This is a genomic window from Acinetobacter sp. YH12064, assembly GCF_013419735.1.
Classification (GTDB): Bacteria; Pseudomonadota; Gammaproteobacteria; order Pseudomonadales; family Moraxellaceae; genus Acinetobacter; species Acinetobacter amyesii.
The window spans coordinates 216,251-239,526 of sequence record NZ_VOZP01000002.1 but is presented as its reverse complement, the minus strand read 5'-3'; the positions used below and the strand labels follow the sequence as shown (position 1 = coordinate 239,526).

The 23,276-nt window shown below is 33.8% G+C and carries 22 protein-coding genes; 11 read left to right on the top strand and 11 right to left on the bottom strand.

Annotated features, from left to right (window positions below):
* Positions 1-7 precede the first annotated feature (7 nt).
* On the bottom strand, positions 8-460 hold the full coding sequence (locus tag FTU13_RS02790) for a hypothetical protein (protein WP_180126151.1): 453 nt from the start codon (positions 458-460) through the stop codon (positions 8-10).
* A gap of 295 nt (positions 461-755) precedes the next feature.
* Here FTU13_RS02790 and FTU13_RS02785 point away from each other — a divergent pair, with 295 nt between their 5' ends.
* The gene (locus FTU13_RS02785) at positions 756-1,922 is read left to right on the top strand and encodes a low temperature requirement protein A (protein ID WP_180126152.1); all 1,167 of its coding nucleotides are present in this window, start codon (positions 756-758) and stop codon (positions 1,920-1,922) included.
* Positions 1,923-2,619: 697 nt separating this feature from the next.
* Here the strand turns inward: FTU13_RS02785 and FTU13_RS02780 are convergent.
* The 4 genes from FTU13_RS02780 to FTU13_RS02765 all read right to left on the bottom strand — a co-directional run bounded on the left by FTU13_RS02780 (position 2,620) and on the right by FTU13_RS02765 (position 4,977).
* Complete coding sequence (locus FTU13_RS02780; RefSeq protein ID WP_180126154.1) at positions 2,620-2,865, bottom strand: hypothetical protein; 246 nt, start codon at positions 2,863-2,865, stop codon at positions 2,620-2,622.
* Between the two features lie 12 nt (positions 2,866-2,877).
* Positions 2,878-3,285, bottom strand: coding sequence for a Tox-REase-5 domain-containing protein (locus tag FTU13_RS02775; RefSeq protein WP_180107314.1), 408 nt, complete (start codon positions 3,283-3,285; stop codon positions 2,878-2,880).
* Between the two features lie 586 nt (positions 3,286-3,871).
* Complete coding sequence (locus tag FTU13_RS02770; protein ID WP_180034536.1) at positions 3,872-4,558, bottom strand: immunity 52 family protein; 687 nt, start codon at positions 4,556-4,558, stop codon at positions 3,872-3,874.
* Between the two features lie 14 nt (positions 4,559-4,572).
* Positions 4,573-4,977 carry a Tox-REase-5 domain-containing protein gene (locus tag FTU13_RS02765; protein WP_180107315.1) on the bottom strand — a complete coding sequence of 135 codons (405 nt, stop codon included), beginning with the start codon at positions 4,975-4,977 and terminating at the stop codon, positions 4,573-4,575.
* 530 nt (positions 4,978-5,507) lie between these two features.
* On the opposite strand from FTU13_RS02765, the gene FTU13_RS02760 reads away from it, so the two are divergent.
* The 5 genes from FTU13_RS02760 to FTU13_RS02740 are packed head-to-tail and all read left to right on the top strand — an operon-like array spanning position 5,508 to position 10,084.
* Positions 5,508-5,780 carry a hypothetical protein gene (locus FTU13_RS02760; RefSeq protein ID WP_180126156.1) on the top strand — a complete coding sequence of 91 codons (273 nt, stop codon included), beginning with the start codon at positions 5,508-5,510 and terminating at the stop codon, positions 5,778-5,780.
* A gap of 1 nt (position 5,781) precedes the next feature.
* Positions 5,782-7,203 (top strand): His-Xaa-Ser system radical SAM maturase HxsB, encoded by a 1,422-nt coding sequence (hxsB, locus tag FTU13_RS02755; protein ID WP_180126158.1) that lies wholly within the window; start codon positions 5,782-5,784, stop codon positions 7,201-7,203.
* Positions 7,204-7,208: 5 nt separating this feature from the next.
* Positions 7,209-8,405 (top strand): His-Xaa-Ser system radical SAM maturase HxsC, encoded by a 1,197-nt coding sequence (gene hxsC, locus FTU13_RS02750; RefSeq protein WP_180126160.1) that lies wholly within the window; start codon positions 7,209-7,211, stop codon positions 8,403-8,405.
* A gap of 45 nt (positions 8,406-8,450) precedes the next feature.
* On the top strand, positions 8,451-9,113 hold the full coding sequence (gene hxsA, locus FTU13_RS02745; RefSeq protein ID WP_180126162.1) for a His-Xaa-Ser repeat protein HxsA: 663 nt from the start codon (positions 8,451-8,453) through the stop codon (positions 9,111-9,113).
* A 32-nt stretch (positions 9,114-9,145) separates the two neighbouring features.
* Positions 9,146-10,084, top strand: a complete 939-nt coding sequence (locus FTU13_RS02740) for a hypothetical protein (protein WP_180126164.1) — start codon at positions 9,146-9,148, stop codon at positions 10,082-10,084.
* A 24-nt stretch (positions 10,085-10,108) separates the two neighbouring features.
* Here FTU13_RS02740 and FTU13_RS02735 read toward each other — a convergent pair whose 3' ends face one another.
* The 5 genes from FTU13_RS02735 to FTU13_RS02715 form a co-directional block, all read right to left on the bottom strand.
* Entirely contained in the window at positions 10,109-12,067 is a 1,959-nt protein-coding gene (locus FTU13_RS02735) for a TniQ family protein (protein WP_180126166.1), read from the bottom strand.
* An 8-nt stretch (positions 12,068-12,075) separates the two neighbouring features.
* On the bottom strand, positions 12,076-13,020 hold the full coding sequence (locus FTU13_RS02730; protein WP_180126168.1) for a TniB family NTP-binding protein: 945 nt from the start codon (positions 13,018-13,020) through the stop codon (positions 12,076-12,078).
* Positions 13,007-14,887: a Mu transposase C-terminal domain-containing protein gene (locus tag FTU13_RS02725; RefSeq protein WP_180126170.1), complete on the bottom strand. Its 1,881-nt coding sequence runs from the start codon at positions 14,885-14,887 to the stop codon at positions 13,007-13,009. Before FTU13_RS02725 ends, FTU13_RS02730 begins: the two co-directional genes overlap by 14 nt.
* Before the next feature lies 1 nt (position 14,888).
* Complete coding sequence (locus FTU13_RS02720) at positions 14,889-15,593, bottom strand: TnsA endonuclease N-terminal domain-containing protein (RefSeq protein WP_180126172.1); 705 nt, start codon at positions 15,591-15,593, stop codon at positions 14,889-14,891.
* Between the two features lie 238 nt (positions 15,594-15,831).
* Entirely contained in the window at positions 15,832-16,098 is a 267-nt protein-coding gene (locus tag FTU13_RS02715; protein ID WP_180126174.1) for a hypothetical protein, read from the bottom strand.
* 135 nt (positions 16,099-16,233) lie between these two features.
* On the opposite strand from FTU13_RS02715, the gene FTU13_RS02710 reads away from it, so the two are divergent.
* Positions 16,234-17,103, top strand: a complete 870-nt coding sequence (locus FTU13_RS02710; RefSeq protein WP_180126176.1) for a hypothetical protein — start codon at positions 16,234-16,236, stop codon at positions 17,101-17,103.
* A gap of 57 nt (positions 17,104-17,160) precedes the next feature.
* On the opposite strand, the gene FTU13_RS02705 is transcribed toward FTU13_RS02710, so the two are convergent.
* A complete protein-coding gene (locus FTU13_RS02705; protein WP_130073944.1) occupies positions 17,161-17,403 on the bottom strand; it encodes a transposase in 243 nt (80 codons plus the stop codon).
* A gap of 117 nt (positions 17,404-17,520) precedes the next feature.
* On the opposite strand from FTU13_RS02705, the gene FTU13_RS02700 reads away from it, so the two are divergent.
* The 4 genes from FTU13_RS02700 to FTU13_RS02685 are packed head-to-tail and all read left to right on the top strand — an operon-like array spanning position 17,521 to position 23,179.
* Entirely contained in the window at positions 17,521-17,751 is a 231-nt protein-coding gene (locus FTU13_RS02700) for a helix-turn-helix transcriptional regulator (RefSeq protein ID WP_130073943.1), read from the top strand.
* Positions 17,752-17,789: 38 nt separating this feature from the next.
* Positions 17,790-18,683 carry a radical SAM protein gene (locus tag FTU13_RS02695; RefSeq protein ID WP_130073942.1) on the top strand — a complete coding sequence of 298 codons (894 nt, stop codon included), beginning with the start codon at positions 17,790-17,792 and terminating at the stop codon, positions 18,681-18,683.
* 10 nt (positions 18,684-18,693) lie between these two features.
* Complete coding sequence (locus FTU13_RS02690) at positions 18,694-19,185, top strand: DUF6375 family protein (protein ID WP_180161095.1); 492 nt, start codon at positions 18,694-18,696, stop codon at positions 19,183-19,185.
* A gap of 1 nt (position 19,186) precedes the next feature.
* Positions 19,187-23,179, top strand: coding sequence for an NACHT domain-containing NTPase (locus tag FTU13_RS02685; protein ID WP_180126178.1), 3,993 nt, complete (start codon positions 19,187-19,189; stop codon positions 23,177-23,179).
* The last annotated feature ends 97 nt before the right edge of the window (positions 23,180-23,276 follow it).

Below are 23,276 nucleotides of genomic sequence, written 5' to 3'. Positions count from 1 at the left end.
AAGCTGATTATTTAAAGATAATCAGCAAAATGAGCAAGATCACCCCACAGAAAAACCATTTGAGCAAAGGTGACTCATCATTTTTGATGGTTTCTGCTTCGAGTGCGATGCCATGTTTATCGTAGACTAATACAAAATGTGCATTTGCGCTTAAAGCCATTTCTTGAATGGCTTGTAGCTCGAGTGCGCTGACTTCTTCACTTAAGCGTTCTTTTAGCTGAATAAAAATCACCGGCTGTCCAAACTCATACCACTTGAAGTGGATTTGTTGTATGAGTTGGTTGAAGCACTGTTCTGCAACATGATAGTTTCGGACAAAACTTCCGCGTTCTATAAAAGCCAAAGGGCAGTTTTGTTCAGCTACAATTTGATGATCATGCGTTAAAACTTGCATTTGATCATAATGGATCTGTACCCAAACAGCGTCAGGAAAAGACGCTAATTTTTCTTTTAACATCACTTTGAAATTTCATTATTTTTTTAATTACTAGCAGTATGTCATTAAAATTTAGAGAAAAATATAGCTGAGATATAAAAAACACATCGATCTATCGAGTTTTTGTTTAAAACGTCTTTCGCAGTTTTGTCACTTTGAATTTTTACTTCCATGATTGAAATATCAAACGCTTAAGTAGGTTTTTAAAGCCATTATCCTTTTTCTAGAAAACTGTTTCTCATCTGATTTATGTAATCGACCTTGTAACTATTTCAGGCTTTTGAAAAAATTCAGACAGAAAATAATAAAGCTGAATGCTATGTCCAAATCATTTTTATTCCCTAGTCAGTGGCTCAAACCATTGCACCCACGTGATCCACATGAGCATCATCGTGTCGCGACCTCTTTAGAATTGCTTTTTGACTTGATCTTTGTCGTTGCAATCGCCACCGCAGGGCAGCAACTGCATCATGCCATTGTTGAAAATCATTTAGCTCAGGGTTTAATGCTGTATGGCATGGTGTTTTTTGCTTTGTGGTGGGCGTGGATGAACTTTAGTTGGTTTGCTTCGGCGTATGATAATGATGATGCGCTCTATCGAATCTTAACTTTTGTTCAGATTATTGGCTCTTTGGTCATTGCTGCTGGTATTCCAAGCGCTTTTCAAAAGCAAGATTTTGATGTGATTGTGATTGGCTATGCCATTATGCGTCTCGGCTTAGTTACGCAGTGGTTTCGCGTTGCTAAGCATGATTTGTCCCGTCGGAAAACTGCATTACGTTATGCTTTTGGCATCATACTGGTACAAGTCGGGTGGCTGTTCTTTCATTTTTCGCCGCTGCATTTCACAGTTTATCTTTTCATTTTGCTCGCAATTGCTGAACTATCTGTTCCCATTTTTGCTGAGGCTGCAAGCCGTACACCTTGGCATGCGCATCATATTGCAGAGCGATATTCACTGCTCACCATTATCGTTTTAGGCGAATCTATTGTCGGATGCTCGATTGCCATAACCGATGCATTAACAAATCAGCGTTTTAGTACTGAACTGATCTTTTTGATGGTAGGCGGCCTGATGATGATGTTCACCATGTGGTGGTCTTATTTTGATACCAGTATTGCAGAGCGTTTAAATAGCCGAAAAATGGCATTTACTTGGGGATATGGACATTTCTTTGTCTTTATTAGTATTGCAGCGATTGGTGCTAGTTTAGCTGCCGCAGTCGATGTGGTTTCGCATGAGGCACTGATTAGTTCTGAAAAAGAAAGCTACTTTGTGGCGATCAGCCTCGTGATTTATACGACAAGTTTATATTTACTCCATGAATTGCATCATCAAAGTGGCTTTAGAAAACTTTTATATCCTTTAACCGTGGTGATTGTTTTATGTATTCCGTTGTTTATTACTCCTGCGGGTTATGCAATATTTGCGATGGCAGTGGTATATGCATTGAGATTGATGTTTACAAAATGCTATTTAAAATGAAGGTTTATTGTCATAGTTCCGTCTGCGATGAAGGGACTATGACCTTGGTTTGATGATGGTATTCGTCCGTAATCTTCATAACGACAGTCATTTTTAGCTTGTCTATTGTGTAGTTTGAATGTGAGGAAGGTGTGATTTGAATAAATAAGAAAAATAAATAAATCTCTTAATGGTGTACTCCCAAATGAAAAAGGAGAGAAATAAGCTAACAGGTACGTAAAGAAAATAGCTGTTTTCTAATCTCGATAGAAAAGCCAATGGAATAGTGAATAAAATTACTAAATAGAGTAAAGGCAGGTGATATTTTCGTTGCCATATTCTCCCGTGGATCAATTCATGGTCAAGACTGAATTGATCTCTATTGGAAATTACTGTAGGGATCGACTGGATAAAATTAGGTTGTTTGAGCAGCGTTTTAATTTTCTTTTGTACAAGATATCCATCAATTAAACAGTAGCTTATGAAGATAATCGAAATTGTATGATTAAAAATGATAAGGGGGTAAAAGCATATGCTGAATATGACCAAGATATTAAATGTTAGTGCTTTAAAATAGCAGTGATGACATGTTCTTGTTGCAGCAATGAGTGTTACTGGAAGCGTAATGATGATTGTGATAATGAGTAGGTAAAAGCGTTGTATGAACAGGTAATACATGCCGAAAAGAAGCCCCATAATAATGACGCATATCCACGACCTATAAATCAGTGAATTTTCTTTTGCTGTTGTATTTATTATTATTTCCATGCTTTATTCTCAAAAAATAAACCCTCCGAAGAGGGTTTTTCCCAGTTGGATTATTAATATACCATGTAGAAAAAATAGGATCGATTACAACAATTTTTTTTACGATTTCTTTTAATGTGTTCAACTGCGATTGAATATCACTGCCTGATGATGGTAGCCGTTTAAAAAAACGAGTATTAAGAAAAAATTCGCTCATGTTCGATCCTATTTATAAAGACATGTATATAGAGGACACAATAAGCCCTCCATTACTATCAAAGAATGTTTTTGCTTCTCTCTCATAAAAATACCAAGTAGGTTTTATTGTTTTATATGGAGTAATTACAGTTTTTTCCCTTCTAGCTTCTAAAACTAACCCATTAAAAACATCCATTTTTAGAAATCTAGGTTTTTCAGGGTCTAAAAATTGTGAATATTGTCCTTTTGCTTCGACCAAAATACATTCTATTGGCCATAGCCCATCAAATGATGTACCAACTAAATTCCACTCTTCGATTGGAGTAGTAGCCTTTGTATTGCCATCGGCTATATATGGCGTATAGGAGTTAAATGTTAAGGGATAACTAGATAAATTTGATATTTTTATTTGATACTCTGTATTAACTTCGGCGCCCATAGAACGCTTAATCAGATGTTTATTACCTAACTGATAGGCTTCACACTTATTGCATTGCTCTTACTTGGTTCTATCTTTAGTGAGCTCTTTATAAATTAGAAAGTATGGATGGCAAACTGAGTTATAGTATGATTCCTGTGGAACCGATGGACATTACAGTATGGATGTTTAATCCTAACATTGAAGCCATTTCTGAGAACCTACAAAATCTTTATGATTATCTAAAAGATTATGCATCTTTTACGAATAAAACTGATTGGATGAATTAGTACATTAACAGTATTGCACCTATCTACCAAAAGCAGAGCCAAGTTGATTCAATGATGGGTCAAAGCTTTGATTTATTTTTTCAGAAAAAAGATGAATATTTTTTATGGACATATCCCGAATACACAAAATACAACCTTAAAATTCAAAGAAATTTCAACTAAATTGCTTTGCTTAAAAATTAATCATAGATGGGGCATGAATCAAAAAATCCCGATCAGAAATGATCGGGTTTTTTCGTTATGTCATATGAGTATGATTTAAACTAATAAATGAAAATAATTGTCTATAACACCTATTACTTTGATTTTAGGAATTGCTATTGCTCAAAAAAATCCTCAGGTAATTCAGCTTCAGGAATCACTCCTAGTTCAACTAAGGCTAAAGAGTTTTCTTGTACTTTTTTCTTCATTTCATCTGATTCATCTGCCCAATGCTCATCAAAAATTAGAATAGTTCCTTTATTTAGAGGGGTATCAACATCAACAATTTTGTAAAGGTGGGGTATTAATTTTTCATCTATTTTAATGGGGATATAGCAAATGGAAGTCGTTTCTAACCGATGTGGAAAAACATTGATATCTCCAAAAAAGTCGCTATTTAGATATACATAATCATTCTTAGGATATTCTAATACGACTTTAAAAAGTTGAATTATTTGCTCAAGAGTCAAGACTTTTTTGAAAGTCATAACTAAACCTGTTCTATCGAAACTAAAACTCGCAAAAAGCTCTGTTTCTAACGATCCATTCCAGAGCCCAAAAATTTCAAAACTGTCTTCTTTTCTATGATTAAACAAATATTTTTTCGATTTTTCTGAAGGGAAAGGATAGTCTAAAGGTGGTTTTGAGCTAGTTGCATTATTGATATACCAAGTCTTAAAAATAGGATCAATTTTTGACAGTTCAGATATAATCTGCTCAACTTTTTCTATTTGTTCAATTATTTCATTATCATTATTACCAAGAATTTTTGGTATTCGTGTACTAAGAAAATACTCTCTCATACTGAAATCCTATTTTATAAAGGCATAAAAATTGTTGGCACTATGTTGCGACTGAAACGATCAAAATACACTTTAGTTTCTTCTTCATAAAAATACCAATTCAACTTTGATGTTTTAAAACGACTAACAACACTTCTTTGGCTAGTTGCCTCATTACGCATTTTTAGAAAAATATTATTTTTCATAAAATCAGGTTTACCTTCTAAAAATTGAGCATAACGCCCTTTCGCTTCGACAAGTATACATTGCATTGGCCATAGCCCATCAAATGAGACTCCAGATAATACCCACTCTTGTATTTCTGTTGTTTGTTTTGTATTTCCTGAAACAAGATATGGATCTGAAGCTTGGAATGTTAGAGGGTAACTTGATAAGTTGGCTATTTTAATTTGATATTCAGTATTGATTTCATTACCCATTGGGCGTTTTATTTGATGCTTATTACCTAATTGATAAGGTTTACATTTATTACAACGCTGTTGTTTAGTTATATCTTTACTGACCTCTGTTGAAGGTCTTGTGTTACAAGTAGTGGCATGTGTCGCAAAAGAAAAGCAAGATGCAAAATAATATTTTTCACTGACAACTTATGTGTCGCGTGACGATATCATCAGGCATTGTTTTATTCTCCATTTTATTTTAAAAAAAATTAAAAAAAGGAGGCTGTTAAGCCTCCCTTTTGCGTCATGCGACACATAAGTTGTCATTGGATGGAATAGAAAATCATATACTTAGGCATTATCAGTGAAACTTAATGACAACTTTTGCGACACATAAGCTTTCATTATTAGGATTTCGCGACACATAAGCTGTCATTACGTAAAAAACAGTTTTTGATTCGAACCTTAATTACACAATAATGAAATGTGCTTTATACCTTGCATCAAAATACAAATACATAAGGTATTATTAGAAAATTAGATAAGAATTATCATTCTTGGGGGGAGAAATGAGTCAAAAATTAATTCAGTTTGGTTTTGATATTCATGTTGAGATGTCACTAGATGAAATCATACAGGCATTGAGATTTTGCCCAATTACATACGAGGTAGAACGATTAGATTCTGAACATTTCTTTTTTAAAGTTGAAGATTCGTATCAAAAAAATTTAATTCTTAATTTCTTAAATGATTTTAAATTACGTAAAGAGTTAAATAAGCAAGTTAGTCCTCAACAAAAGTCTTTTGTTGATGCAATTATTTTAGCAAGTATAAGTAAATAAAATGATTTTTAAAAATGTGGAACTAATGCCATTTAACTTTAAACGAATGGCAGATGATAATTATCTCATAACAAGTGTTACGGGCGATTTTGAGTTTATTTCTCAGGATAATTTAAAAAAAATTATTGCTAAAGATGAATCATTAGATATGGATATCTATCTCAAATTGAAATCCAAATTTTTTCTGATGAGTCAAAATGCTATTGGTTCAAAGCGAGCTTTAACTTCAAGGTTACATGCAAAAAAATCAACAATTTTAGAAGGAACTTCGCTCCATATTATTGTTGTGACGATTCAATGTATGCACTCATGTTCTTACTGCCAAGTCAGTCGTCAACAAGCAGGAGATGAGTTCACTATTTCCAGAAAAGATTTACTCTTGGCCTGCGATACTATCTTTGAAAGTACATCAGATACTTTAACAGTTGAGTTTCAAGGGGGAGATCCTCTAATCAAATATGATTTAGTAAAACTTGCTATTGAATACATTACTGAAAAAAACAAAGAGCACAATAGATCTATTCGTTTTGTGGTAACTACAACATTGCACCAGTTAACCTCTGAAATGTGTTTATTTTTCAAAGAACATCAAGTGGTATTGTCTACAAGTATTGATGGTCTTGAAGACTTACATAATAAGAATAGACCGATTGCTAATCGAGATGCTTATGAAAGAACTATTGAAGGCTTAGAGCTAGCACGTCAAGAATTAGGCCAAGACTCAGTTTCTGCATTAATGACGACTACACGTAAAAGCTTGAATTATCCTAGTGAGATTGTAGATGCATATGTTCAATTAGGATTTAAGGATATTTTTATTCGTGGTTTGAGTGATTATGGGTTTGCTAAGAAGAACTCAAAGCGACTTGCTCCAACTAATGCTGAGTTCTTAGATTTTTATGAGAAAGCATTAGAGCGTGTCATTTATTGGAATGATAGAGGATATGCATTAATAGAAGTCCATTCAGCGATCTTATTAAATAAAATCCTTTCCCCATTTGATCAAGGTTATATTGATCTCCAAAGTCCATCCGGCGCTGGACTAGGGTGTATTGTTTATAACTATGATGGATACGTATACCCTAGTGATGAATCTCGTATGCTAAAAGAAACAGGGGATACTTCTTTACGCTTAGGTAAAATTGGTGAACCTTTATCTCAATTGTTAAACTCTGATCTACAAAGAAATATCATTACTTCGAGTTTAAATTTTGCTGATCCGAGTTGTAGTCAATGTGCTTATCTACCGTATTGTGGGCCGGATCCTATCAGTGCCTATAACGAATTTAAAACGATGACTCCACCAACACATTTAACCAGTCATTGTAAGCGTTATATGGGTTTGTTCGATTGGATATTTAACAAATACCAAAATTCTGACAAGTTTAGAAAGTTAGCAAACCAGTGGGCCTTTAGTAAGTAGATAAGATGAGAAAAATAAAGTTAGACTCAGTCACAAAACATACCCCCCAAATCTTTAGGGTACTTAATCTTGATAACTTGGATGTAGAGTGGTTACCTAATCAATCTATTCTAGTGCCAGTTACTAATGTCCAGGAAGTTGAAATCTTTGATCGATATATTCAGGCCGGGCTAGATAAACTTTACCCAATTTATAGCTCAGACTTACTCGACAGGGTTGGTGTAAACAATCTTTTTATTCCAGAACAACAAGCACTAAAATCAAATGATGTAGTTACTATTGACCCATGTAAAAAGAATTTAAGTGTACTTTTGAGAGCAAGTGATACGCACCATACTTTATTCTTAACCAACAGATGCAATAACTACTGCATCATGTGCTCTCAACCACCAACCAAGCATGATGATTCATGGTTAGTACAACAAGCATTAGAAATTATTGATCATCTCAGCTATGAACCTATGAATATTGGTTTAACGGGTGGCGAGCCATTACTACTAGATGAACAGTTAAGACTAATCATCGATACCATTCATAATAAATTTCCTTCAACCAAGATTGATGTATTAACGAATGGTCGTTTGTTTAGTACCCCGAAGATAGCGAAATCAGTGTTATCTAATCTTGAAACCAAAGTGAATTGGCTTGTCCCACTATATGGTCATGCAGATCTTTTACATGATTTTGTGGTGCAGCAGCATTCAGCTTTTGAAGAAACATTAGAAGGTCTCTATGTTCTTCAATATTATGAACAACCTATACAGTTAAGGATTGTTTTGGTTAAGCCTGTATTAGAAAATTTAATTGATCTATGCACCTACATACGTACTAATCTCCCGTTTGTAAATGAGGTTGCTCTGATTGGATGTGAACCTATCGGTTTTGCACTTGCTAATCAGGAACTTAGTCAAGTTGATATTAAAGATTGGTGGGATCAACTAAATGCGGCGGTAGATTTGTTGTTAAGCACTAAAACTCGATTGGTTTTGATGAATATTCCACTATGTTGTTTGCCTCAAAGCTTATGGCAATATGCAGCAAAAAGTATCTCTGATTGGAAAAATACATATGATGATGTATGTAATAGTTGCGAAATTAAAACTGATTGTTGTGGACTATTTAACTGGTATAAATCTGGATGGATGCCATCTACATTATCTCCAATAAAACTTGTTGAAATTATGAACTCTAAAAATGCATAATATATTTATTAATAAATAATTTATTGTTTTTGGGGCGATAATAACTTGAGTAAATTCATAAAGTCTCTGGCTCTTTTTGCTGTATCAGCTCCTATCATTCATAACAAAACAGAAGCAATGGCAAATGTGACTGTTGATTCTTATGATAACTTAGAGCCAGTATCAATTCGTCCTCTCAACTATGAGTACGAAAATCTGTTTGCTGCCCATCGAAGTCATTCCAGTCATCGTAGCCATTCAAGTCATTCGAGTCATTATTCTGGTTCAGGTTATTCGGGTTATTCAAGCTCAAAACTCCCCACCTATTCGGTACCGACTTATAAGGCACCAAGTACAAGTAGTTCATATGCTGGGACTACTTCAACAGCTCAAAAAAGCTCAAATATAACGGTAAAAACGTATAGCAATGTTCCTACGCGAACAGATACCACACCTAACCCTTTTTATGGTAATTCTACTTCAGTTAATACTGGAGCAATTGAAGATCCAGTATTGGCTCGTGTGCTACAGGTGAAACGTGTACAAATGTCTCTACTACGACTCGGTTATTATTCTGGAAAAATTGATGGTGATTTAGGTAAAAACACAAGAAAAGCTATTGCAAATTATCAAGTTGATAAGGCATTGACAGTTAATGGTCGAATGACTACAGAATTATTAAATAGTCTAGGAATACCTGCGATTAATTTTGTTGAAGATTTAAATTAAGGGTCTGAATTTAAGTCCAGATAATATAAATAATGTCAGAATTCATTAAGTTTTTATTCTTGAAATTAGAGTGGCTAATGGGGTTTGGTGGCCTATTAACCAAATTTATTATAGGTTTTGGTGTTTTTTTAATACTCATGTATTTTATGTACATAGGGTATTTTCCTACAGACTTATCTTTAGGCGATGGGCTTTTATTCTTTTTAATAACTATAAAATTCCTATTTGTTTATTTTGTTTTCATAAGCTCACACTATGCTCTAGGCAGTCTTCTGTTAGGAGTTTTTCGATTTTTTAAAAAAATATTTAGATTTATTTTATTGTTAAGAAAAAATTTTCCACAAAAAATAATGGATTTATTTTTAAAAAAAATTGAATTAAAGGACTCTTTAAATAAATCAGGTAGATTTTTTTTTGAAATTCTTCTTTCAGTAATTGGTGTTTTATTTCTTATAGCATTTTATAAGAATCAGATTCTAAACTTATTAATAATGATTCTATTGAGTTTAATTGTTAAGTTCTCAATAGATAAGTTTTTAAAGGAATATCGAGATAATATTGGGAGTGCGAGTCCTGATGAAATAGAAGCTAAAAACCGTAGGCTTCTGATTATGTTGCTTTATATAGCTATAATACCTAGTATTGTCTACCTGATATATGCGGATAAAAATAAAAATTTCTTCATAAGCCAAACCTTGGAATCAGTAAGGGAAGATGAAAAGAATAGCTTAATCTTTATTAAAAAGGGATTTAAAGACTTTTTTCCTGAATCAAAACATGGTGAGGAAAAGGGTGAATATATTGAGATAAAAGGAAGTGAAATCCTTTTAAAAGGGGTTGGAAAGAATGCCCTAATGCAATATATGACTAAAATCAAAGATCAAAATGGAAATGAAGTTAAAATAAAAGTTAAAGTAGAGGTTCCTAATGAAGCGCTTCTTATTGTAAGAAGATCCCAACATACGGATTAGATGGGATCTAAAGAACACCTTAAATTACTGTATTACAAACTTTAAAACTTCAATTTTCTTGAAAAGCCTTATTTTATTTTTAGGGCCTCCGAAATAATAAGGTTTTATAAGTCCCTGATTTTGTAAGTTGGTGATGTGAGAATGACGCATACCTAAGATAGTACTTGCTTCAGAACCAGTAACGTATTCCTCTTTAAGCTTGAATACTTCAACCAGTTCATTTTTTCTGATTAGCTTCCAATAAACTAAATCTTCAATACGCAAAAATCCTGTTTCGCACCAATATTTTTTCATCCAATTTATAGGACAACCTAACTGCTTCGCTGCCTCTGAATAAGGAATATAATCCTCACTATCAAGTTTTTTCTTAAGATTTAATAGCGAACTAGTCAGGATTTGAACTGAGTGAGGATCGTTCTTATCTTTGCTAAGAATACCTCTTTGGACCAGTACCGCAACTTTATTTGGGCTAATTCCTAAAAGTGCAGCTGCTTCTTTTAAAGAGTAATAATCTGTACCGGTAGTTATTGATTCTGACTTGTCTTTTTGTCTACCTGTACGTGTTGGATAGTGTTGAATTGCCTCTAAATCAGCTGTACTTATATCTTGAACATCTGTCTTTAAAAAAATATTAATGGGTGTTGAATCAATATGAGGTCCATAAACGGGCTTAATACCTATTGAGGCTAATTTCTCCACGAGATTTGTTGGGGGTACTTTCAACCGTTTTGCTAAAAGAGCAATCAGCATATATTTTCTATCGAATTCATTAAGCTTGTTCTTTGAGTATTGCTTAGGACCATCTACATCTAGTTCATTTTTTTCTAAATTGAACCATCCAATATTTGCTAGTTTACGAGCAGTTTCATAATTGATTTCTAAAACTTCAGAAATTTCTTTTAGACAAATGTGGTCATTAACGATAGTCATGTTAATCAGTGTGTCAGCTATAGACTCATCATTGTCTATTAAACACAAAAGAAAGCGTTCTATATCTATACTCGATATATTTCCACGATAAAGCTCTTTTTTCCCTAGCTTTAGATAGTCGCTTTCAATTAACTTCTCAAGCTCAAAACGTGAAACTTTTAAGATACGTTTTATCTGATGATTTCTAAGTTTTATAGAAATACTTTTTTCACTAATTTTGTATTCATTGGCATTTTGTTCAACGACTTTAATGTGTTTCTTAAAAAAATTCTCATATTTTAAAAACGGTATTAACTGTACCCTAGGATGTGAGTAATTGATTCTAGAATTAATAAGAGCGCTGAGCTTGAGTGCTGAAAGTTCAGGATGATGAAAATATTCATAGACAGAAAGGAAAACTTTCAAATCGGTGTTAGATTCATCGAACTTAAAGAAGTTATTAAAAGCATTCCAGCAAGCTGCAAACTCTTTGAATAATTTGTTGGAGTTGAAATTTAGAACGTCGATAAACCAATAAATAGTATCAATTGATTTTGCTTCTCTAATTGGTGCTTTGTCTAATTCAAAACCACAGCAAGAACAGTTTTGAATCCCTGTTTTTGATGTAATTGGGTTCTCACACTTTGGACAAGAATTAATCAAAAAGCATGAGTGAATAGGACATGCGTAAATTGGTTTGAGCATCCACAATTTTTTTAGATAAGCACTTTCTCCAAGACAAATCGGACAGTAGCGTATGTTGTCTAATTCAAATAATTCATGGGGAACTTCAATAGCACCTATTGTCCTTGGAGATCTATTTGTAGGGCCAGATCTTTCAAAAGCTAGACAAGCATATTCACTATCTATAATTAAAGCATTCAAAACTAAACTAAAGCGAACATCATCCGCTAGATGGTAATTAAGAGATTTCTTAATGATGGATTGATAGTTTTCCTTGCCAACTAAATTAAGGATTGAGCTATGTGCATTGAGTTTTGCAGTTCTGAGTAGGAAGCTGATTGGCGATTCATCTTCATAAGGGATTGCTTGTATTAAAAGAGAATTTTGCATATTTATGTTTATTTCATGAGTGCGATGATTTGAGAAATATTCATTTCGAAAGGGTTTTTACTTTGTTTACTAATGTATAAAGTGATACCTAATTTCCAGGCATAACTGAAATCATTAGAATTAATGATTTGCCTACCATCGTTTAATGCATGTGTAATACTTTCTCTAATTAGACTCATAATGTATGAGTGATAACCTTTCGTTGCCAATTGAATTTGCATGCTTACAAGTTGACTTTCCAGTGCTGGAGAGAAGGTGATATTTTGTTTATTAAGAGTCCTTGAAACTTCAGCGAGAAAGGCAAACATACTCCCACCTTGTATGGGATCAATAGTTAATGGGTTTAACTGGTAAATGAATGGGAATCTACGTGCAATTTGGCTATCAATTTGAAGTAGTGGTACGAACTCTGGTAAACCAACCAAGCAAAAACTGATCCCAGTTCTGTTCACTAAAGTTTTAATCCAATTCCCTGTAGTCCGATTCATTCTCGTCGATGTAGGTTTACGCTCAAATAAATGATGGAACTCATCTAAAAATATGAGCTTAGTTTCGCATTGAGCAAGTAAATGAATAAGCCTACTTGTTAGGTATTCAGTTGTTCCATATCCATTTTCACAAGTAATATCTCCCAGTTCTTTGAGCATCATTATGGCCAATGACTTTACAGTAGCTGGTGAAGGGACTTCGACATAACATACTGGAATAATAGATCTTTTATAGTCCTTTTCTACTTTTTCTGAACGTGGCATTAAGCTTAAGATTGTTTTGCACAAGGTTGTTTTTCCTAATCCACCTTCTGCGAGCAGCATACTTCCAACTGGTTCACTATAGGAAATACTTCTTTTGACACAATCTTGGATACCTGTAAAAGCTGTCATAAATTCATTTGAAGTAATGACAATATTGTTAATAGATCTAATTTTATCGAATCGATTATCAAATTTTTCCATGTTTAAATACCTCCAAAGAACCAAACTGCTCAATTGGTGTTGGTGTATTTATAGTAGGAGCAGGTTGTTCAGAAATATGCTTCTCTTCCGAAAAAAGCTGTTCTTCAACTCTTTTTAGTTGTTTGGGAAGTTCTAAGCTAAGAGGCTTTAATCTTGGTTTCTTTCTCACGAGATTATGTTGAATTTCATGCATAAGTTTATACAGGTGATATAAATCCGACATTGGTCCAATCCTTTGTTTGTCAGATCGAGTCTGGGCTTTCTTTAGTTTTTGAACTTCGAAGTGGGTTACTCGGGACAAGCCAAATGTATAGTCTTGATTGCTTGAGTCCGCTTGAATGACGACATCTTTATTGTTGGGATCAATGATAAAAACTTCATTCAAATTTAAGTCATCAATAAGCACGATTACTGTCTTTACGCCTTGTGCCTGTAGCGTTGTAAGTGCATGTGAAAAATAACTAATATTATCTACACGTACTTGACCATGATTGATATTTCGTTCGATGGGTCTACGACAGAGGATTTTGGCATCTATTTCTGTTAGAAAACTAGGCTGAATATCTTCAATAGCATCCTGCCACATGATGATGGGTGAGCGTCCAGTAGTATGATGGATAGATTGATGATAGACCTCATTAATCCATTTGTTTATATATTCTCTTAGTTGCTCCAAAGTTAATTGTGCGCTTTTACTCGAATCGTATTCACCTCTTTCAGTTGGATTTGAGAAAGTTGTACCAGGCAGTTTTTGAAGAATTCCATGTGTCAGCGTGCTAAAAAAACGTTCAATATGAGGTTTGTTGTTGGGTGTACCAACTTGAGATGGAGTTAAAGTGATTTTTAGTTGTTCACAAACTCTTTCGAGAGCATTATTTTTAAATTCCACACCATTATCTGGAATGATAATGCTTGGAATTCCTCCTGGTAATTTATGATTCGGGCGAGTAATCATATCTTTAATGACTTCTAATGTTGTTGCAGCACTCGGTGGATACATATTGATATAAGTTCCAACAATTGTTCTTGAATAAACATCAATTGCACAAGCGAGAAAAGGCCGCCCCAAAGCTGTTTTTGTTTTTGGGTCGATAACAATAATGTCGAGATAATGTGTATCAATTTCAACCATGTACATAGCGAAAGGACTAATAATGCTTTTACCAGCTGCTTGAAATTTTTTCTTTGCTATACGAGAGCCTTTCTTTACTTTTAGTTTAATAAATGGATCTAATTTTTTGATATACCGTTGAATACACCTGCGTGTTGGTAAATTATCTAATGGGATACCTTGCTCCATGAACTGACCTAGCATATGTGCCTGAACATCTTTACTGCTTCTGTATTCAGGTTTTAGATATACTTCATCTATAGCTTGATTCAGAATTTGATAAAATTCTGGAGTGAAACGTAAATTAAAGTTGCCTTTAGATTTATGTTTTAAGCTGAGCTTATTATCTAAAGAAAATTTATATTGAGCTATCCATCTTGCAACCGTACGGCTGGAAGGGGGATTAGGGTCTTGAATTTCTTTTGAAATTTTGGGAATTAAGTCTGACAGTAAATGGTCACTTGTTGGAAATTCTAAAAGTTGTAATGCACTTAATACGTAGCGTTCTCTACGATGAATTTCAATACTATGTTTGGGATTAATGATTAGTTTATCTGGTGCAAATACACATAAAATTTCGCCTGATGTATAGCGGTTTTCAAAATCATCAGGAGTTATTGAAAATGATTTCCCACCAGCAATGGCTGCATATCGTATATCATTATAGGTTACAGAGCCGATTTCAAAAATATAATCAGGGTGTTCTTTAAAATAAAAGCGAAAACCTGGTTGCGGAATGAAAAGCGCATTTTTCATATTAATAAGTCTCGCCATATTTTTGTTTATCGGAGCTAATTGCAATTTTTTGATGAAAAAATAAATAATCAGCTAGTTCTTGTTTGAGGCCTATTGATTCAAGTGTTTTATAGACTTGATTTGAGTTTTCAAACTCATTGAGGTTTAACAGTTCTAAAGCATAATTGATTTCGAAAGTACTCCAGCTGAATCGATGTCCTCTCTGATACCAGTAAAGCAGTTGAGATATTTCTGTTTCACTTGGTAAGTTTGTGTGATCTATTAGCTTAAAAGTAATATCCATTGAGTGGAGTAGATCAGAAAGTATCGCAAAGCGATTTAAGTCTTCAGTTGACAATGATTCTATGGATGGTTTGACTTCATGAACCTCATACGCACCTTCTTTGGTTTGAACCAAGAAATCTGGAAAACAATACTGTTCATTGGCTAGCAGGATTTTTAATGCTTGTGAGCGATAATTTAAGATGTTGGGATCTTGTTCTAATGATATTGCATGAGCGAGTTCAAGTCGGCTTTCTAAGGGTATTGCTCCGCAACACTTTTCACTCGGGAAAAGTGAAGTTCGACGACCAAAAGCACCTTGGTAGATTTTGCGTTGTCCATGAAGTGTGGCTGCTACATTTGCAGTCGATTCAAAGGCTATCCTGATTTGTTCTAGGATACTTGTTTGAATATCACTTTTTAATAATACGGTTTGAAAAGGCATATCTGTTCATCCAGAAGTAATCCTATTCTCAATAAATTTTAGAGAATGAGCTTATCTGTACTATTACTATTGAATAGCACTCACTTGACTGGTGACGATATAGAGAAGATACTATGATTCTCAGGTCTTTATATTCTTCTATATAAAGTCACAAACGGATCCTTTTTAGGGTCCGTTTTTTATTGATTTTTTCTAACTTTTCATAATCACTCCAAGGTCATTTTCGATTATTGAGAATTTAATGGTTATCTTGAGAATCTAAAATTGCATTCCTTTGATTTGCCAGCCATGTAGCAACATCCTTTACTAAGGCATATTTGCCACGACGATTGGGGATACTAAAAACAGGAACTGGGACTGTTTTACGCGTTAAAGCTTGTCGAAAGGCTTCCGTGGATTTGTAGCCTAAAGCGATTCGTAGTGCATCATCTGTCATTAGCGGGCCGTAACGATCGAATAACTCTTTTTCTATTGTAGATGCATCGACTATGGGATGGATTTCCATTGAGTTCCTGGTAGTAACCTGTCTCAACAAAAGCTTATACTTGAGTCTATATCTGTACAAGTTGAATAAATCACTAAACTTTTTCCGAAAATATTTTTTTAAATAATTGATATTTAAGGATTTGGTTTGAATTTCATGGGTTGTGTTTTGCAAAACGAAAATATTGGAAAAGTTAGAATTAATAAAAGGGATGTAATCGATCAAATACGGGTTGCACTATGGTATTCGCACATAAAGCTTGGTTTAGATGCACAAATACCTTCTCAAATAGCAAAAATGATTGAGCCTGATAAAATCAGAGTAGTGAATGGATATGTAACTGATAATGATCGGAAGTGGAGAAATTATAAGAATGGTTTAAATGTTCCTCATCCAAAACTTATAGATAAAGCTGAAGCAGTCGTACAAGGTAGTTCATTAATAATTAATCACGTACTTTGGCAAGCCATGAAAAATTCAATAAATTTAGATTTACTTTTAAAAGAGGGTATTGGAAAACTGTCGTGGGAAGTTCAAAGGATACTTTATAAACCTAATAAATATAATTGTGATAGGACGTTAGTTGAGAGTTTATCATCTAAAAAACTGATACAGCTGGAACGATTAGCTGGCTTAGATGCTTTAGCTGCACTAGTAATTTTTTATCGAATCGGAGCCGAAGAAACTAGTAGCATTGTCGATATCAGTAGAGCTATTTATCGAACCTTACTTATTATTTGCATGAAAAAACCATATTCAAATTTTAGTGAAAGTTTAATTTTATTGATGCATTCCCAAGTGTTTTCTTTAGTAGGCCAAAAGGAATCAATATTAGGCGATAGCTTCAAAGAAGATTTTCTAATGGATCTACAAATATTAATGACTCAATTTTCAAAGATGGATAATGAAAAATCGGCCGATAATACTTGGAAAGAAGACGTTAGGGTCTCATCAGATTTTCTGGAGAAGGTAAGGTTTCATAATCTCTTTGAAGAATCGACTATCATGACAGTAGAAGCTATCTAAAATTTTTTGCACATAAATTGTCTTTGTAATATACATGCGAGATTTGATGAATACATATTACATTTCTAGGCGCTTAGACAGTCTTTCTTCAGCATACATTTGTTTGAGAGCCAAATTTTCTTGTTCTAATTTATCTAATCGAGTCAAAATTTGCTCATTGATATCTATATAACTTGCTTTCCAACGATAGAAAGTAGCAACACTAATTTTGTACTCTTCGCAAATCTGTTCAACAGTTACACCTGCTAAATTTTTTTTGACAATGCTATTGATTTTGACTATAGAAAATTTTTGCTTCACAGTGCATTCCTAAACTATCGCTCAAAGATTATCCAAAAGAAAAAATCAGTAAACAGATAGGGTTAAATTAAAAATATCCTATTTTGGGATATTTTTAATTGTAACTGATATTGAGCCATGCGCTCAATACACGATCCTAGGTATCAAGACCTAATTAAGAAACTTATAGAACTTCGTGAGTCTAAAAATGTGACTCAGGTTGAGCTTGCTCGTCGTTTGAATAAGCCTCAATCGTATGTTTCAAAAGTTGAAATTTTAGAAAGACGTTTAGATGTTATTGAGCTAAATGATTGGCTTAAAGTATTAGATAAAGAAATAACGATTTTCATAAATCAATTTAACTTTTAAGGTTAAAATCATTATTTTAACTGATTCATTTATTTACAATGAAAAAAAGAATAGGCCCAGACGGGATTCATTTTTTTGACCGAACTACTGGCAACAATATTCTAATAGACGAATGCCTTCTACCTAAATCTGAATGGTCTCTAGCCCCAAGACAGGTTTCTATAGCACTTACTAATATTTGTGATTTGCATTGTAAATTCTGCTATGCACCTAAAATCAAAGCAACTCTTTCATTTGATTACTTAAAAAAATGGTTAAAAGAAATTGATCAGCTTGGTACTTTGGGAGTGGGTTTTGGAGGGGGCGAACCAACCTTATATCCAAAATTTGCTCAGTTATGTGAATTTGCAGCTAATGAGACGGATTTAGCAGTAACATTCACTACTCACGGACATCGTCTAAATGATGATCTATTGGCTGATCTTAAAGGAAATGTGCATTTCATAAGAATAAGTATTGACGGGGTCGGGGCTACTTATGAAAAATTTCGTGGTCGAAAATTTGATAAATTAATAGAACGCATTGAAAGAACAAGACAAATCACCTCTTTGGGTTTTAATGTTGTAATTAATGATTTGACTATACAGGAACTTGATAAGGTGACTGAAATTGCAGAGAAATTTGATATATCTGAAGTTCTACTTTTACCTCAGCAAGCTACTGAAACTGTCAAAGGTTTATCAAAAGATTCTTATGAGCAGATGACGAAATGGATAGAAGGTTATGGTGGCGAAACTCGTTTAACTATAAGTGATATTGGGCTTGAAGCAAATTTTATATGTAATCCACTTTTGATGGAAACTGGGCTTAATGCTTATGCCCATATAGATGCCTTGGGTTTTCTTAAAGCGAGTTCATATTCAAAGAGTGGTCAGCAAATTGGTGAAAAAAGTATTTTGGATGTACTTCAGTTATTAAAAGAATGTAAGTAAGGGGGAAAGTGTGAAAATTTGGAATAGTTATGGTTCAGAGCATTCAATGAATTTGGTGTTAATAGGATCATTTGTTCAGGCTAAAGATGCTGAAAATATAGAAAAGCTTATTGCAAAGTTGAAAAAAGCTTCTGAACATGAGGAATATTACTTATCTGGTCAATCTCCAGAAAATCATAAATTTTCTAAAGAAGTCTTAGAGGCTCTTCAAGAACAGCAAGTTAATCATTTATCTCCATTAGAAATAGACCAATTTAATTCTGATTATTATTTAGAGCGAGATGAAAATAAGATAACGATTGATACGGATGAGATTGATATATCCGCATTTATTAAAATTTTTGTGGATGCTGGTGCAAAAGTAGAAGTTTACTCCAAGCATTTTTATCCTGAGAATCCTGAGAATCCTGAGAATCCTGAGAATCCTGAGAATCCTGAGAATCCTGAGAATCCTGAGAATCCTGAGAATCCTGAGAATCCTGAGAAAGTTGAGGGAAAATAGAATGTCTCAACTTAATTGGAGTAAATTTGAAAATTTATCTGGTGCAGCTGACGTAAACTTTGAAAAACTTTGTAGATCCTTAATAAGAAGGCACTATGGTCAATATGGTTCTTTTAAAGAGCTTGCTAATCAGGCTGGGGTTGAGTTCCATCTAAAGTTAGAACAAGACTGTGCTTTAGGAGGCTCTACACGATGGTATGGATGGCAATGTAAATGGTATGACCTACCTAGAGCACGAGCAATAGGAACAACTAGAAAAGAAAAAATTATTGATGGACTTACTAAATCTAAGAAATATTTACCTCATTTAACGGATTGGGTTTTATGGACTAAATATATTCTTACAGAGGGCGATCAAAAGTGGTTTTATGGATTACAAGCTGATTATCCATTTAAACTCCATCTTCAAACTTGTGATGACATTGAGAGTTTATTGGTTGGGCCAGCATTAGCTTTGCGAGAGGCTTATTTTGGTGAGTTGGTGATTGATGAGCAGGTATTAAATCAACATTACCAAATCATATCATCTACTCATAGTAAAAAGTTTCAACCTGAAGTGCACCAAACAGTTAAAGCTGAAAAGATAATTGAGAAATGTTTAGGAAGGCACGCTTCTTGGGAATCACTAGATAGCCTTGAGAAATCTATAGGCAATAATTTAAAAATAGTCAAAGATGCGGTTAATCTTGAGGATAGCTATGTCAAAACCACCTTGCCCGATTTTATAGCTGATGGGGAAAGATTGAGTAGTTTTTTAAATTCTTTATTTTCAGAGTTGGCAGCAGGAAATTTTGAAAAAGCAAAAGAGCTTTTGGTTGAAGATTTAAGTTGTGATTGGTCTAAATATAGGAAAACGTTAGCTCGATTACGAGCTAACAGAAGCCATACTGCTATGTTTGCAGCAAATTTGTTAGCAGAATTTTATGCTTTTTCAGAAGAAATAAAAAAGGTAAGGAATGCTTTAAATGCCAAGGTCATTACTATCGTTGGTAAGGCTGGCGATGGTAAAACAGATCTTGCTTTAGAAATATGTAGACCAAGAGATGGCATTAATGCTGGAGTTCTTTTTTTAGGAAAAGATTTAAATGCAGGCGAAACTTTAGATCATTTAGTCAAAAATTTTAAGATATATGGACGACCTATTAATACATTTGAGGAACTTTTAGAAGCAGTAGATGCAGCAGGTCAACGCCTTTGTAAACGTATTCCAATTATAATTGACGGGCTAAGTGAGTCTGAAGACCCAAGAAATTGGAGAAATGAAGTAGCTAAAGCAAATGCATTACTAGAAAACTATCCAAATATATTACTAGTACTAACTTTGAGAGGGGAGTTTTATAAAGATTGTATTCCAGAAAAAACTCCAACTTTTGAGTTGAATGGGTTTGTAGATGATCCAATTGCGGCGATACATTGTTATTTTGAACATTACAAAATAGATGCTTTAGATGCAGATATACCAATCGAACTACTTTCACATCCTTTAACGTTAAGACTTTACTGTGAATTAGCAAATTCAGAAAGAAGAATAGTTGTAGGTGTAGAAGCATTACCCCGTTCTCAAGTTGCTATATTTGAGAAATACTTTGAAAAAGCAATTGATCATATTGTAGATTTATCTCCGTCAAATCAAAGGTTATATCATGAAGATATTGAAGATACCTTATTGAAAATTGCTGAAGTGTTATGGGCAGAAAATCGTAGGACATTAGATTTTAATCAGGCTCGTAGTATTGCTAATGAAGTCGTGAGGTCAGGAAGCAGCTTAATAAAAAGCCTTGAATCCGAGGGTATATTATTAAAGTATAGATCACAAAATGGTAATCATGAGATAGGTTTTTCTTATGATTTAATGGCTGGGTTTAAAATAGCTGAATACCTTTTGAAAGGTGATTTCAATAGTTGGATTAGGAAAAATATTCATAAAATTCAGTATAATCAACCACATTCAAACACCTTGGCTTATGATGTTTTTAACTCATTAGTTGGTCTATATCCTAAATATTATGTGAGAAAACATCTTTGGCAATTGTTAGAGGGTGATTTTAAAGAACGTGCTCTTTTACAAACAACTCAAGAGCAAGCAAGTCTTATCAATAGGGAAACCATTCAAGAATTTCAGAACTATTTATTATCCTCAGAGCAATTTGCTTCTCAAGCATTTAAAAAGCTGAAAACTACTCGGTCAGCATATGCTCATCCATTTGATGCCGCTTTCTTAGATAAAGCTTTACGAAATATGAGTAATACATACCGTGATTTAACATGGTCTGAATGGGTAAGGAAAAATTCTAAAGAACTTAAAAATGACTTAGAGCTTCTTGAAAAAAGATTGTCTGAAGTGCAAATTGGTTCTAGCGAAAAAGGTCGAGCTATATGGGTTCAATGGTTATTAACAACTAATCATAGAGATTTAAGGGATCAAGCAACAAAAGTACTGTCTATATATGCTAGAAAAGATCCAGGATCATTTTTTGAGATGGCAATTAACTCATTAGATATTACAGATCCATATGTGCCAGAAAGAACTTTTGCGGCAGCATATGGGGCTATTTTGAGTGCTGATTTTATTGATGCAGAAAAAATAAATAGTAATGTTTGCGGTTTCGCCAAAAAAATTATAGAAAATTGTTTTATACCTAATGCCAAATACTCTACTACACATACAATTCTGAGAGAATATTTACTAGGGACTATTAATTATGCTTTAACAGTAAATCAGAATTTTATCTGTCAAAAGTATTTGGATTATTGTCGAAAACCTTATGAACATTTACCAAATCTATTTGAGAGTCTGCCGGATATTAGTGAAGAGAAACTAGTTGAAGTCAAAGAAGCAGCCCTCCGTATGGACTTTAATAATTACACTATTGGAAGACTTACCACTGATAGAGCTAATTATGATGATTCACATCCTGACTATGTTCATACACGAAGAACTATTTTAAAGAGAATGATTCAACTTGGATATGAACCTGAAAAATTTCAAGAAATTGATCGAGACATAAGTTCGAATTCTTACTATAACCGTGATGTAAAAATAGATAGGTATGGGAAAAAATATAGTTGGATTGCTTTTTATGAAATGTATGGATGGAAGGCTGATAGAGAACTTTTAGATGATTGGCGTGTTAATGAAAGATGCAGCGATGTAAGTATCGATCCAACGTTCCCTAAGCTTGATAATTCTTGGGGTCCTGAACTTACAAATATATTTACTGATTCTCCAAATGATATTGGGGAGTGGATTTTAAATGGACCAACCCCGAATTATTTGAATCTTTTAGAGACTCAGCAGTTTACCCAAACTAATAGCTGGATTTTGCTGAATGGATTTCTGAAAGAGGGCTCAAAAACGGATTACCGTGAAATATCTACATTCATGAGAGGTTTTTTTGTTGCTAATGAGCACATTTCCAAAATAAGTGATTTTGTTTTTAATGAAGATTATCTTGGTAATAATGCTCTGCCACAAACTCCTGAATACCATTACAAATACGCAGGTGAAATGGTTTTAGGAAATACATTTTTTAAACTAAATCACAATGTAAGTAGTCAAATGAATTTTGATGGATCAGATGAGTCTAGCTTTCCAATAGAACTTCCTGTGCAATCTTATGCATGGGAGTCTTATCACAGTACTTTGAATCAAGCTGGAGGAATTGATTTTCCAACCCCTGAACTATGCCAGAGACTAGGTTTAAAATATCATAATGGTGATCCAGACTTATATGATCTTGATGGGGTAGGATCTATTTTTAGAACATTTAAATCGGATAATGATACTTTGCGAGGCAATTTATCATACTTAAGAAAAGATCTTTTTCAAAAATATCTGACGGAAACTGAACAAACTTTTGTGTGGATATTGTGTGGGGAGCGGACACAAAACTATAAGGGTGGTGTAGAGGTGTATGAATATTTCAGAACTAACCAACATCGGCATAAACAAGTTTATATTTGGAAAGATGATCAAATAGTTAAATTAGATTAACTCATGTGATTAAAATTCAATTTGGATTAAAGAAAAAACCGCCATGAATGGCGGTTTCTCAATGACAACTTATGTGTCGCGCAATGACATTTTATGT